This window comes from Pantoea sp. App145 (assembly GCF_047947045.1).
Taxonomy (GTDB): domain Bacteria; phylum Pseudomonadota; class Gammaproteobacteria; order Enterobacterales; family Enterobacteriaceae; genus Pantoea.
In genome coordinates, this window is the sequence record NZ_CP133292.1 from 128428 (window position 1) to 142406 (window position 13979).

A 13979-nucleotide genomic window follows, 5' to 3' on the forward strand; every position below is an offset into this window, starting at 1 on the left:
CAACTTGTCTAGCGAATGACATTTCCATTTATCCATCAGGAATGCATATGCATCAACACGATTCCAGTACCTCCCGCGGCCCTTTGTTTCATGAAGTGCTTGTCCGTGAAGACTGGCAAAACCAAACCATTACGCATCTTAACCGTTTACCAGCCCATCCGACTTTCGCCAGCTGGCGCGATGTTGACTGCGCAAAGGATAATCAGCCCTCAGCACACCGCCGCCTGCTGGATGGGCAGTGGCAGTTTTCTTATGCCCGTAGCCCGTTGGAGGTGGATGCCCGTTGGCTGGAAAGCGATCTGGCAGACAGCAGCAGTACGCCGGTCCCCTCTAACTGGCAGATGGAGGGCTATGACACCCCTGTTTATACCAATGTCCGTTACCCCATCGACACTCCCCCACCGCGCGTCCCCGAAGACAACCCGACCGGCTGCTATTCATTGACGCTCACCCTGGACGAAAGCTGGCTGAGCGAAGGACAGACGCAAATCATCTTCGATGGTGTGAACTCCGCTTTTCATCTGTGGTGTAACGGGGAATGGGTGGGCTACTCGCAGGACAGCCGCCTGCCTGCGGCCTTCGATCTCAGCAACCAGCTGCGGGCAGGAGATAACCGTATCTGCGTGATGGTGATGCGCTGGAGCGCGGGCACCTGGCTTGAGGATCAGGATATGTGGCGTATGAGCGGGATTTTCCGTTCTGTCTGGCTGCTGAACAAGCCAACGTTGCACCTGAGTGATGTTCAACTCACCCCGCAGCTCGATGCGCTTTATCGCGACGCCGGGCTGGAGGTCAATGTCACTGTTGCCGCTCCGGCGCAGCTGCTGGAAAAACTGACAGTTAAGGTTGAACTGTGGCATGACACGCAGCGGGTCGCCAGCCATCAGCAACAGCCCGGTTCGCCGATCATTGATGAGCGCGGCAACTATGCAGAACGCGCCGTAATACGTTTGCCGGTAGAGCGCCCGGCGCTGTGGAGTGCGGAGACACCGAACTGCTATCGGGCAGTGGTTTCCCTGTGGCGCGGCGATGAACTGATCGAAGCTGAAGCCTGGGATATCGGCTTTCGCCGGGTCGAAATCAGCAATGGCCTGTTGAAACTGAACGGTAAATCGCTGCTGATCCGTGGCGTCAACCGACATGAGCATCACCACCAGCGTGGTCAGGTTGTTACCGAAGAAGACATGGTGCAGGACATTCTGCTGATGAAGCAGAACAACTTTAATGCCGCACGCTGCTCACACTACCCCAATGCGCCGCGCTGGTATGAGCTCTGTAACCGCTATGGCCTGTACGTGGTTGATGAGGCCAATATTGAAACGCACGGCATGGTGCCAATGAATCGTCTTTCCGACGACCCCTCCTGGCTGCCAGCCTACAGCGCCCGCGTCACACGGATGGTGCAGAACAACCGTAACCACCCGTCGATTATTATCTGGTCACTGGGTAATGAATCCGGCGGTGGTAGCAACCATGAAGCGATGTACCATTGGCTCAAGCGTAATGATCCGTCACGCCCGGTGCAGTATGAAGGCGGCGGGGCCAACAGCACGACAACCGATATTCTCTGCCCGATGTATGCCCGCGTAGAAAACGATCTCCTGATTCCTGCGGTGCCTAAATGGGGGATCAAAAAGTGGATCAGTATGCCTGGCGAGCAGCGCCCGCTGATCCTGTGTGAATACGCCCACGCGATGGGCAACAGCCTGGGCAATTTTGCCGATTACTGGCAGGCATTTCGTGACTACCCGCGCCTGCAGGGCGGGTTTATCTGGGACTGGGCCGATCAGGCCATCAGCAAAACCTTTGACGATGGCAGCACGGGATGGGCCTACGGCGGTGATTTTGGGGATAAACCGAACGACCGTCAGTTCTGCATGAACGGTCTGGTGTTCCCTGACCGTCGCCCGCACCCTTCATTGATTGAAGCCAAACATGCGCAGCAATATTTCCAGTTTGCTCTGCTGGCGCAAAACCCGCTGCGTATCAGCATTACCAGCGAATACCTGTTCCGCGCGACAGATAACGAAGTGCTGCACTGGCAGGTGCGGGCGGCTGGTGAAACCGTTGCCCACGGCAGCGTGACGCTTGAGCTTCGTCCCGAAGCCCAGTGTGAACTGACGCTGTGCGAGGCGCTTACGCTGCCAGCAGGTGCCGAAGCGGTGTGGCTGACGCTGGAAGTTATCCAGCCGCAGGCGACTGTCTGGTCTGATGCCGGTCATCGTGCCGCCTGGCAGCAGTTTGCCCTCGCCGCCCCGCTGGTTTTACCTGCTCCGGCATCGGCAGGAATGGCACCCGTGCTGGAGAGCAGCAGCCGTGCGTGGACGGTACGCTCCGGATCACAACAGTGGGTGATCGACCGTGAAAGCGGTCTGCTTACCCACTGGCAGGTGGACGGTGCCGAGCAACTGCTCACCCCACTGCGCGACCAGTTTGTGCGTGCACCACTGGATAATGACATCGGCGTAAGCGAGGTCGAGCGCATCGATCCCAATGCCTGGATAGAACGCTGGAAAAGTGCCGGTTTGTACACCCTCACCGCGCGCTGTGTGCAATGTGAGGCACAGACGCTGGCCCATGACGTGGTGATTGATAGCCGCTGGCACTACCTGAGTGGTGACGAGGTGGTGATTGTCAGCCACTGGCGGATGACCTTTGATGCCGAAGGCAAACTGCATCTGGCGATTGATGGCGAACGTGCAGGTACCCTGCCGCCACTGCCACGCGTTGGACTGAATTTCCAGGTCCCGGACCAGGGTACGCCGGTCTCGTGGCTGGGTTTTGGCCCGTATGAGAACTACCCGGATCGTCGTACCAGCGCCTGTTTCTCTCGCTGGACGTTGCCGCTGGAGGAGATGAGCACGCCATACATTTTCCCCAGCGAAAACGGACTGCGTTGCGACAGCAAAGTACTGGACTGGGGGCGCTGGCACGTGGCAGGGGATTTCCACTTCTCCGTACACCCCTACAGCACCGCGCAATTAATGGAGACTGACCACTGGCACTGGATGCAGCCGGAAAACGGTGTCTGGATAACGCTTGATGGCCAGCATATGGGCGTTGGTGGTGATGATTCCTGGACACCCAGCGTACTGCCGCAATGGTTGCTGCTCGAAACACAATGGCAATATCAGTTAACGATTCATTTCCAATAATAATCGGGGGTGCGAGCCCCCTACCCTACAGGCATAATAATATGGAAAAGTCACAATGAAACTCTCTGAACTCACACCAAGAGAACGGCATAATTTTATCTACTTTATGCTGTTCTTTTTCTTCTACTACTTCATTATGTCGGCCTATTATCCCTTTTTCCCGGTCTGGCTGGCGGAAGTTAACCACTTAACCAAAACAGAAACGGGGATTGTTTTCTCCTCTATTTCGCTATTCGCGATTATATTCCAGCCGGTGTTTGGTCTGATTTCCGATAAGCTGGGATTACGCAAACACCTGCTGTGGACCATTACGGTCTTACTGATCCTGTTTGCCCCCTTCTTTATTTTTGTCCTGTCCCCTTTGCTCCAGATGAATATTATTATCGGCTCGCTGGCGGGCGGGATCTATCTGGGAATTGTCTTCTCCAGCGGATCCGGGGCGGTAGAAGCTTATATTGAGCGCGTCAGCCGCGCCAACCGTTTCGAATACGGTAGAGTTCGCGTTTCTGGCTGTATTGGCTGGGCATTGTGCGCTTCAATCACCGGGATATTGTTCGGTATCGACCCCAACATAACCTTCTGGATTGCCTCCGGTTTTGCACTGGTCCTTGGCGCATTGTTGTGGTTGTCCCGACCAGAAAGCAGTCACAGCGAGCAGGTTATCGACGCGCTGGGCGCTAACCGCCAGGCTTTTTCGATGCGTACCGCCGCTGAACTGCTGCGGATGCCACGCTTCTGGGGCTTTATTATTTACGTCGTGGGCGTCGCCAGTGTCTATGACGTTTTTGACCAGCAGTTTGCCAACTTCTTTAAAGGCTTTTTCTCCAGCCCACAACGCGGGACCGAAGTTTTTGGTTTTGTCACCACGGGCGGGGAATTACTCAATGCACTGATTATGTTTTGTGCGCCCGCTATCGTTAACCGAATCGGTGCGAAAAACGCCCTGTTAACCGCCGGGATAATTATGTCCGTGCGTATTTTAGGATCGTCGTTTGCTACGTCGGCGGTGGAAGTGGTGATTTTAAAAATGCTGCATATGTTTGAAGTGCCGTTCCTGTTGGTTGGTACCTTTAAATACATCTCTTCGGCATTTAACCCGAAACTCTCGGCTACGTTATTCCTGATTGGTTTTAATTTATCGAAACAGCTTTCGGGGGTGGTGCTGTCGGCGTGGGTAGGACGGATGTATGACACCGTTGGTTTCCACCAGGCATACCTGATTCTGGGCAGTATCACGCTGTGTTTTACCGCGATGTCCCTCTTTACCCTGAAAGGGAGTAAAACACTGCTCCCGGCTACCGGGTATAACAGCGCCACCTGACCAGCACTTAAGACTTGCCGAAGCCGCCCTGATATATACAGTTAGACTGTATATATCAGGGGGGCGTATGACACAAACCAACAAACTTGCAGTATGTCGCTTTAACCATGAGGTGATTGAGGCCGGGGACCGTGAGGCATTTGATCAGCTTGTCGCCGCAAACTTTATCAATCGGTCTGCCGCTCCGGGGGCTCCCGACGATCGTGAAAGTCTGTGGCGGACGTTTGATCGACTGCTCCGTCCGGCATTTTCCGGACTCACTGTCACTATTGAAGAACAGGTGGCTGAACGTGATTGGGTGACCACCCGAAAACGTATCACTGGCATGCACAGCGGCACATTAATGGGCATCGCGCCCACCGGATTAACCGTGACCATAGAGGTGATTGATATGGTTCGCCTGGAAAACGGTCAGTACGTTGAGCATTGGGGAATGAACACATTGAGCAACGTTATTGCTCAACTCCAGCAAACACAAATCCCGTCTTAAAGCAGTTTACGTAGCGCCTCAAGGCCTTTTTTCAGGTCTTGCTGTGCCTGCTCATCCAGCTTTGACGTGATTTCGTTAGCAATCCAGCTGGCACGCCTTGCGCGTGCAGCCATCAGTTGCTGGCTACCCGCTTCGCTGAGCACCATGAGCAACGCTCGTGAATCCAGCACATTTTTTTGCCGCAGCACATTGCCCTGTTGTTCCAGTTCATTAATGACCAGACGCATACTCTGGTGCTTAACGCCGCGCAAACGCGCCAGGTCAGCAATTGACAGCGGGCCGTGGGTTTCCAGAAGTTCCAGGGTTTCATGCTGGGAATTACGCACCGTATCGGTGGCAACGCGAACCTGCCGCACAAAGGTGCTGACCACCTGGCGCAGTTCTTCAGCGAGAGTAAGTGGTGTGCCCAACAGATTTTCCTGCATGTGATTTATTCCAGGGGATATACGGTAAAGCAAGGCCGGACGTTTTTCAAAGCGATGACGCCATTGAGAATCAAATCACCGCTGTCCGGCAACGCTATCATCATTTCTACTTCATCCACGCGATTCTCGTAGTGTGTAATCAGCCATGATCGACCAGTCACGGTCTGCGCCTCCCGCCTCGACGGCTTTGCGCATCTGTCCATGCACGGCCGCCAGAGCAGGTAACGGTGCCGCCAAATTCTGTGCCGCCTCGCACGCCAAACGCAGATCTTTGAGTCCCAACTCAGCTCTAAAGCCCGGTTGGTATTTTCCTTCAGTGATAATCGCCGAATAGACCTGATACGAACGGCTACCAAACAGTGTGCCCAGCATCAGCTCAAAGAAGTCACTGCGTGGAACGTTATTGGCATCCGTCAATGCAACAGCTTCGGCCATCGATTCAATTGCCATCGCAATCATCATGTTACAGGCGATTTTGGCGGCATGCGCACCCGGTGGGTTATCTCCGAGCTGCCAGGTGCGCTTGCCGATTGCGTCCAGCAGCGGCTGCACACGTTGTAATGCCGCCGGATCGCCTGCCGCCAGGATATTCAGCTCGCCTTTTGCTGCCACATCGGGTCTGCCCAGAACCGGAGCAGCTACATAGGCGATCCCTGCCTGGCGATGGTGTTCGGCCAGCTCCTGTGAAAATGCCACCGAGATGGTCGAACTCACGACATGCACAACGCCCGGTTTCGCCTGTGCGAGTATGTTTCCTTCGAGGAGCACGCTGCGTATCGCCGCATCATCCGATAACATCGTCAGCACAGCGTCAGCCTGAAAAGCTTCGGCGGGAGAATCCACCATCTGCACTCCCGGCACGTCTCCGCCGGAGCGGTTCCAGCATTTGACCTGATTGTCTGCCGCGACCAGGTTGATGGCCATTGCGCGCGCCATCGCCCCCAGACCAATAATTCCTATCTCCATGTCATAATCCTTCTATCTGAATGAGATGAAAAGTCGTGAAGTCAACAGCTTAGAAACTCTGTCACCACCTGGTTGAGCGCAACCGGACATTCTTCCGGTAACCAGTGACCGCCGTCCGGCAATACCATTCCGGTTACATCAGTTGCAAAGCGCCGCATCATGTCAATTTGATACTGCCCCATTCCACCCTGCCCGCCGCCACCGATGGCGAGCGCGGGGATGCTTATCTTGCTCTTTGACAGTTCTTTATTATCAGCTACTCCCTGATTAAGGACGCGGTAGTATTCGAACGCGGCATTCAGCGAATGCGGTTTGGCATAAGACTTCGCATACAGATCAAGCCGTTTAGGCGTAAAGGCATCTTTGTTGCTCGCATGCTCTTTGATGAAATGCTCAAAGAACACGCGCTCATTTCCACTGATCAGAGTCTCGGCAAGTTGCTGACTGGCAGCGAAGAAGCTGAAATGCCAGACCAGCGATTCTCCCTGCGGAGTGAAAGCAGGGAACGAATAGATACTCTCATCAGGGATCGGGGCTTCCATGTAAACAACCCGACGGATACGGTCCTGATGCTGGACCAGCATCGGATATGTGTTCCAGATTCCGATATCGTGGGCCACCAGATCGAACTTTTGCCCCGCACTGAACTGCTCAGCCAGTTTGTATAGCAGGGGCGCGATGTCGGTGGCGCGATATGAATGCGGGACGCCGGACTGTCCCAGTCCCGGCAGATCGGGGGCCATGACCGTAAACCGTTTTGCCAGCTCAGGCATCAGTTGGTTCCACTCATACCAGCTCTGACCAAAACCATGCACCAGATAGACCAGCGGGCCGGACCCACCCTTAACGTAGTGCAATTTAACGCCATTGATCGTCCGGTACCCGCTGGTAAAACCAACGGGTACCGGAAACTCTTCAGTTGCAGCGGCTTCGCTTGAGACAGGTGCGTTTAACAAAGGAGAAGACTGCATCGACAAACATCCTTAAAAGGTAAATTGGACAGAAATAGGGGTGCGAACAGACCTGATAACATATGTATCGATTGGTATATTAATAACGCCAAAGCAACCCCGTCAACACATATGTATCGTTTAGTATGTTAATGAGAAGGATTGAGGCCGGGGGGATTTGTGGTCTTAACCCGAAAATGCGCTTAGCACGTCCCGGGTTAGTGAACAGAAGTGGGGTTAAACAGAACCTTCTTTTTCGATCACCAGGACGCGGGCGGCTCCTTGTGGATGGGCTACATGCTCCGTCCCCTCACTGGCATAGAAAATATCACCGGTATGCAGCGTCTTACTTTTAACCTCGCCATTTTCTTTGTAGAGCATCTCGACGCAACCATCCATAACAGCAAAAACTTCCTGTCCATCGTTGATGTGCCACTTGTACGGTTGATCGGTCCAGTGAAGCTTCACGCTGGTGTTATCAAAACTGGCAACAGGTAACGATTCCCAGGCCTGAGAGCCAGTAAATTCTTTGCTGCAATAAAACTTCATTTTTTCCCCGACATAAAAATGGATTAGCTCCGTTCATGCAGAAGTACCAGACGGGATCGTCTGATTCAACACCTTCAACCTCTCTTGTCCGGATCTGTCACCGTTACGTCCGCATCCCGCCTCTGCGTCAACGTCCAGCCTGCCCCCGTGTCGGGGAGCAGGCTGTGCTGGGTCATTCCCTGGCGGGAAGAGGCCGGAACGCCTGCCTGATGTCCCAGACACTCTCCTTCTGGCCCACCGCAAGCGCAAACAACACCCCGCCCACGATAGAGAACAGGCCGAGCACGCTCCATGCCAGCGTCATATCGGTACCGCCACCCAGATGCTTCAGATATCCGGCCACCAGCGGACCGCCAAACTGCCCGATGAAATTGCTGCACGCCCCCACGAATGCCACCGCCGGCACCGCTTTTTTCGTCGGCAGGATTTCCGTCAGCCGGACATAGACCAGCGGCACCAGCATCTTCATGGTCAGGCCGACAAACATGAACAGGGCAATCTGCACCCAGTAGTAAGCAAGCGGAACAAAGGCTGCGGCCGACAGAGCCATTCCGCAAAAAACGGTAGGGATGGCCGCATGCAGCCGCCGTTCCTGGTTGTACTTATCGGAACGCCGGGTGATATACCAGATACCGATCATGGTCATCAGGAAGGGAATGCCGCTTATCAGGCCAACCATAAATTCACTGAGCGTGCCGTAACCTTTGAGGGCCGTCGGCAGCCAGAGCGTAAAGCCATACGCCAGCATGCTGTGCAGCGAATAACCGATTAGCATCAGCCAGAGCGCGGGTATTTTCAGGATGGTCCACCATGGGTCAGATTTATCTTTGACATAGCCCGACTGCTCCGCTGCCAGATCTTTCTGTATATGGTCCCGGTCTTCAGCGCTGAGCCAGCTTGCCGCCTGAATGCTTTTGGGCACCAGATAAAACCAGATGATGCAGAACAGCCACGCTGGCGCGCCTTCAATGATCATCATCATGCGCCAGTTATGGTGCGCAAGGATCCAGCCAGAGATCGGACCGGCAAGAAACGCGCCCGCACCGAGGCTGAGATTCCAGATGCCGAAAGCACGTCCGCGCTCCGGCTTCATAAACCACTGAGCCAGAAACATCGCCGTTGCGGCCTGAATCGGACCTTCCGCCAGCCCGAGAAAGAAGCGGATGGCGACCAGTTCGCTGAAGCTACGCGTCAGGCCGGTCAGCATGGCGCAGGCACCAAACAGAAACAGGCTGACGCCAATGATTCTTCTGGAACCAAAGCGCAGTGCCAGCCAGCCTGCGGTGAACTGCGTAGCGACATATCCCCAGGCAAATGCACCGCCGAGCCAGCCAGCTGCAACCGGGTCAAGCCCCATTTCGGCGGTAATATGGGGCAGCGCCATGCCGATATTGACCCGGTCGAAAAAAGAGATGGTATACATAATAAAGACGGCAGGTAATATTATTGTCCAGCGTTTTGTTCCGATAAGTGCATTACCTTTAAGAGTATTTCCTCTCATGATAATTTCCTCGTTTGGAGCAGATGTAGGGGGAAGCTGAATTCAGATCCTTTTAAATATCAGTCATATATTTTTTATTTATTATTTAGAAACCAGGACAACATAATTATTTCCACAACGCCCCCCGACAACACAAAGAGGCGAAGCAAGGCGATATAACCGGCAGGACTTATTCCGCCAGCGAACGCATTTCTTTAATAAGGTCAGATTTGCCTTCAAAACCGATACCCGGCAGCTCTGGCATAATGATGTGGCCATCTTCGACCTTCACCGAATCCGGGAAACCACCATAGGGCTGGAACAGATCCGGATAGCTTTCGTTACCTCCCAGGCCGAGACCCGCTGCGATGTTGAGGGACATCTGGTGACCACCGTGAGGAATGCAGCGTGACGGTGACCAGCCGAACTGTTCCAGCACATCCAGAGTACGTAGGTACTCCACCAGACCGTACGAGAGCGCGCAGTCAAATTGCAGATAGTCACGATCCGGACGCAGGCCACCATAACGCAGCAAATTGCGTGCATCCTGGTGAGAGAAAAGGTTTTCACCGGTCGCCATCGGACCCGGATAGAATTCTGACAACGCCGCCTGCAGGGAGAAATCCAGCGGATCGCCAACCTCTTCGTACCAGAACAGCGGATATTCACGCAGCATTTTGGCGTAAGCAATACCGGTTTCCAGATCGAAACGGCCATTGGCGTCTACCGCGAGGCGCGCTTCGCTACCAATTTCGTCCAGAACAGCCTCAATACGACGGCGGTCCTCTTCCAGCGACGCACCACCGATTTTCATTTTCACCACGTTATAACCACGGTTCAGATAACCACGCATTTCCTGACGGAGTGCGCTCAGGTCTTTGCCCGGATAATAGTAACCACCCGCCGCATAGACAAAAACGCGCGGATTAGCCTTTACGCCCTTCATTTCCGCCAGCAAGTGGAACAGCGGCTTGTCCGCGATTTTCGCGGTGGCATCCCATATAGCCATGTCCAGCGTACCGACTGCCACTGAGCGTTCCCCGTGGCCGCCGGGCTTTTCATTGCTCATCATCACGTCCCAGATTTTATGCGGATCCAGGTTGTCGCCTTTGGTATTCAGCAGGTTGCCCGGTTCGGCTTCCAGAATACGATTGCGGAAGCGTTCACGGATTAAACCGCCCTGACCGTAACGGCCATTGGAGTTAAATCCATACCCCACTACACGGCGTCCACCCACCTCAACATCAGTCACAACGGCAACCAGGCTCGTCGTCATTTTGCTGAAATCGATGTACGCATTACGGATAGGGGAAGCAATGGGTTGGGTAATTTCTACAACATCCAGGATACGCATGTTCTCTCCTGCGGTTCTCAGTTAATGGCCATCAAACTTAAGTGCCTGTGAAAGGGGTTATGTCATGCCAGATAATTATCGGCATAATGCACCAACGTAGTATTCGAGGACGTCGGAGTCCTGTCTGATGCAATCCTAAGCAGTCAGGGAATTCTGTTCTAATGCCAAAGAGGCAGGCTGTAATGCAAAATCGGCATCATCTGGAGTTAACATGGCTTGAGGACTGCGTTGCACTGGCGCAGTCACTGAATTTCTCCCGGGCAGCAGCTTCACGATATGTGACGCAGCCTGCATTCAGCCGCAGGATTGTTTCGCTTGAAGAGTGGCTGGGGACGCCGCTTTTTGAGCGGAACCGTCGCGGCGTCAGCCTGACGCGTGCGGGAGAAGTTTTCGTCACGCAGATCCCGGAACTTATCCGCGCGCTCTACACCCTGAGAAGCGAAGCCATCGAAGCGGCAGGAGAAACCCGACCAGACGTTATTTTTTCCGCTACGCATTCCCTGTCGTTTTCTTTTTTCCCGGCGCTGATGCGTAACAACGAAAAAATTGCTCGTTTTGGATCCTTCCGCCTGTTATCTGACACGCTGAGTGCCTGTGAACGGATGATTGCAAAAGGTGACGCTCAGTTTCTGCTTTGCTACCACCACCCTCACATGCACATTAACCTCGATGACGCGAAATACCTCAGCGTCCGGCTCGGACGTGAAACATTATTGCCTTACGCAAAATGCGATCCGGCAACCCGACAGCCGCTCTGGCATGCCTCCGGCGGGAAAAAATTCCCTTTCCTCTCCTATTCTGCGGAATCTGGCCTGGGCAGAATCCTTGCGAATATCTCACAGGTAAACCGAGCCAGGCGCGGGATGGATATCGCCTTCACCGCCGATCTGGCGGCCACATTGCTGGCAATGGTCAGAGCCGGGGACGGTATCGCATGGCTGCCGGAAACACTCGCTGGTCCGGATGTCGAAGCCGGGACGATTGCCGCTGCTGCGGGCAAAGAAAGCGCACTGTGGGTGCCAATAGATATCAGGCTTTTTCGGCCAGCAGCGAGAATGTCCAGGGCTGTTGAGGAGCTGTGGGAAATTTTTGTAGATGGTCAGGTCTAGCCTGAGCGAGGGTGTGCCGGGGCATGTTCCTTTAATGCACACCGCCCCTATAGGCATGCCCTATCAGCGTTATAGTTAGCACGATCACAATACCAGCATTTATTGTTAATATGCTAATGGTTACTATGGTTATCATTATTTCCATCGAAAGCAATCATGCTTTCAACCATACAAACTAAGGAATAAGACCATGAAAACTATCAAAGCAATGACCATCGCCGCCGCAGCCGCTCTTTCTCTGATGTCAGCAGCAAGCTTCGCGCAGAGCATCTCTGTTACCGCCGATACTCTGGACGGTGCCGAAGCTCAGGTTGCCGCTCAGGCCGCACAGCATGGCGATCAGTATAAAATTACCGAAGCCAACACCAATAACCGTGTGCATATGACCGCAGAACTGTACAAATAACAGATGGTCGCAAAAGGAAGTGCCGGAAGAGGTCGCCCCACGGGGCGGCCTTTTTCGCATCTGAAGCCGTTTTAACGCTGTTCACACGCCAAAAATAACGTCTGCTTCAGGGAAATGTGTCTCTTCAACTTTCAGGCGAAAACGCCGCGCAAACTCCGGGTCATTGGCGCAGCGTTGTTTGAGCTGCATCATCCGCAGGTTCCGCTGGGCCATTTCATCCTGATACACCCTTTCGATCTGCCCCTGTATTTCCAGATCCTCGTTGGGTGAAGGTTTGGTGATTGCTTTCCACCGGTAAATCTCTGCACGCGACGCTTTTACCGGACCATCGTTTTGCGCTTCAAGTTTCGCCATAAGATTTTCGTAATTCTTGCGGGCTAACGGCGGCATGGCATCACGACGAATGTCACGCTCCGTTTCCGATACCAATGCTTCGAGTAACATCTGCTCAGTGCTGATGGCAGACTTAAAGCCAGCCAGTGCCTTCTGCTTCGTACTGGCAGCGTCAACGAAACGGTCCAGCGCGTTCACCCCGTCAGCAATTGCACTGAGGTGCTGGGAGAGGCTTTTGCGGGGGGCTGCTGACTGCGGTCTGGCTGGTCGGGTATAGTGTGGCGTCTCTACCATGACAGCCTTGACCTGGCTGATGGCCTGGTCGGGAGTGTTGAAAACCACTTTGGCCGGAATGCGCAACACCCTGTAGCCCTCGCCAACGGAAAATGCATCCCGGATGCGGTCACGCTCCTTCTGTTCCGGGGACGAGTGCCATGCAGCACCATCAATCTCAATCACCTGACGACCATTCGCCACAAAATCAAAGCGGTAGTTCCCTACGCTTACCTGCATTTCCAGCGTTAGTGTGGGGGATATTAATTTTCCGTTATCCGGTGTGAGATTAAACGCGGTGACCATCGCACGAAGGAACTGCTCTTCAGCGGGTGACTCACAGCCTGCGCAGAATTTACTGAGCCAGTCCTCATCGCCCGCTTTCACATCACGCCAGGTCGGCGCAGGGGGAACGCTAATGATCGAGGGAGCCTGCAGATCTTGATAGATAGTCCATATCAGCCAGCCAATGACCAGCAGCATAAATGGAAAGAAGAAGCAGACGGGCAACAGCACCGCAATAATCCCGATGCGACGCCAGATGGTCTTATTTTTATTATCCTGCACAACTACACCCCTGTTGTCGTAAATACATTTATCGTTGCTGATTTTTATGCCTCTGCAATGGGCATTTTGACACTTCAATAATATTCCCGCTGGCATTATCACAGACAACCGTTTGAACATGGAGAGTTTTATGGCTCAATAACATCCTCCACCCTGCTTACGAGGTTACACGTGCTTACCGGACTGAATCACATAACTATCGCCGTGAGTGATGTTGCAAGAAGCTTTAATTTTTACGTCAACACCCTCGGTTTTACGCCGAAGGCGAAATGGGCCAGAGGGGCCTATCTTTCTCTGGGGGATCTGTGGCTGTGCCTTTCTGCTGATACCGTCGCGCTCAGAGAAGATTACACTCACTACGCATTCAGTATCCGGAGTGGAGATTTCGATGAGTTTGCGCAGCATCTGAAATCATCGGGTGTCAGGGAGTGGAAAACAAATAAAAGCGAAGGGAAATCGATCTATTTTTTAGATCCGGATGGACACAAGCTGGAAGTTCATGACGGGGATTTGGATAGCCGACTCAGCGCCTGCACGGCTCATCCGTATGAGGGAATGGAATTTTTCTAGTCTGACGGGGCTGGGCGTAACAACAAAAACA

General features: G+C 53.7%; 13 protein-coding genes. 6 read left to right on the top strand and 7 right to left on the bottom strand.

All coding sequences use genetic code 11. From position 1 onward, the window contains the following. Positions 1-47: 47 nt before the first annotated feature. From RCF31_RS23410 to RCF31_RS23420, 3 genes are all read left to right on the top strand, one after another. Positions 48-3155, top strand: a complete 3108-nt coding sequence (locus tag RCF31_RS23410; RefSeq protein ID WP_416414077.1) for a beta-galactosidase — start codon at positions 48-50, stop codon at positions 3153-3155. 55 nt (positions 3156-3210) lie between these two features. After that, a complete protein-coding gene (locus RCF31_RS23415; protein ID WP_416414079.1) occupies positions 3211-4476 on the top strand; it encodes an MFS transporter in 1266 nt (421 codons plus the stop codon). A gap of 67 nt (positions 4477-4543) precedes the next feature. Then, a complete protein-coding gene (locus RCF31_RS23420; RefSeq protein WP_416414081.1) occupies positions 4544-4966 on the top strand; it encodes an ester cyclase in 423 nt (140 codons plus the stop codon). Here the strand turns inward: RCF31_RS23420 and RCF31_RS23425 are convergent. The 6 genes from RCF31_RS23425 to RCF31_RS23450 form a co-directional block, all read right to left on the bottom strand. Next, positions 4963-5391, bottom strand: coding sequence for a MarR family winged helix-turn-helix transcriptional regulator (locus RCF31_RS23425; protein WP_299456702.1), 429 nt, complete (start codon positions 5389-5391; stop codon positions 4963-4965). The two genes, RCF31_RS23420 and RCF31_RS23425, sit on opposite strands and share 4 nt — an antisense overlap. A gap of 111 nt (positions 5392-5502) precedes the next feature. After that, positions 5503-6357, bottom strand: coding sequence for an NAD(P)-dependent oxidoreductase (locus RCF31_RS23430; protein ID WP_313683243.1), 855 nt, complete (start codon positions 6355-6357; stop codon positions 5503-5505). A 41-nt stretch (positions 6358-6398) separates the two neighbouring features. Then, positions 6399-7328 (bottom strand): alpha/beta fold hydrolase, encoded by a 930-nt coding sequence (locus RCF31_RS23435; protein ID WP_416414083.1) that lies wholly within the window; start codon positions 7326-7328, stop codon positions 6399-6401. A gap of 216 nt (positions 7329-7544) precedes the next feature. After that, positions 7545-7856: a cupin gene (locus RCF31_RS23440; protein WP_299456708.1), complete on the bottom strand. Its 312-nt coding sequence runs from the start codon at positions 7854-7856 to the stop codon at positions 7545-7547. A gap of 172 nt (positions 7857-8028) precedes the next feature. Further along, on the bottom strand, positions 8029-9357 hold the full coding sequence (locus RCF31_RS23445) for an MFS transporter (RefSeq protein ID WP_416414085.1): 1329 nt from the start codon (positions 9355-9357) through the stop codon (positions 8029-8031). A 169-nt stretch (positions 9358-9526) separates the two neighbouring features. After that, positions 9527-10690, bottom strand: coding sequence for a mandelate racemase/muconate lactonizing enzyme family protein (locus RCF31_RS23450; RefSeq protein WP_299456712.1), 1164 nt, complete (start codon positions 10688-10690; stop codon positions 9527-9529). Between the two features lie 182 nt (positions 10691-10872). On the opposite strand from RCF31_RS23450, the gene RCF31_RS23455 reads away from it, so the two are divergent. Next, positions 10873-11799, top strand: a complete 927-nt coding sequence (locus RCF31_RS23455; protein WP_299456713.1) for a LysR family transcriptional regulator — start codon at positions 10873-10875, stop codon at positions 11797-11799. Between the two features lie 190 nt (positions 11800-11989). Further along, on the top strand, positions 11990-12205 hold the full coding sequence (locus RCF31_RS23460) for a YdgH/BhsA/McbA-like domain containing protein (protein WP_084872098.1): 216 nt from the start codon (positions 11990-11992) through the stop codon (positions 12203-12205). Positions 12206-12286: 81 nt separating this feature from the next. Here RCF31_RS23460 and RCF31_RS23465 read toward each other — a convergent pair whose 3' ends face one another. Next, positions 12287-13378, bottom strand: coding sequence for an endonuclease domain-containing protein (locus tag RCF31_RS23465; protein ID WP_416414088.1), 1092 nt, complete (start codon positions 13376-13378; stop codon positions 12287-12289). A 171-nt stretch (positions 13379-13549) separates the two neighbouring features. On the opposite strand from RCF31_RS23465, the gene fos reads away from it, so the two are divergent. Then, positions 13550-13948, top strand: a complete 399-nt coding sequence (fos, locus tag RCF31_RS23470; RefSeq protein ID WP_299456717.1) for a fosfomycin resistance glutathione transferase — start codon at positions 13550-13552, stop codon at positions 13946-13948. Positions 13949-13979: the final 31 nt, after the last annotated feature.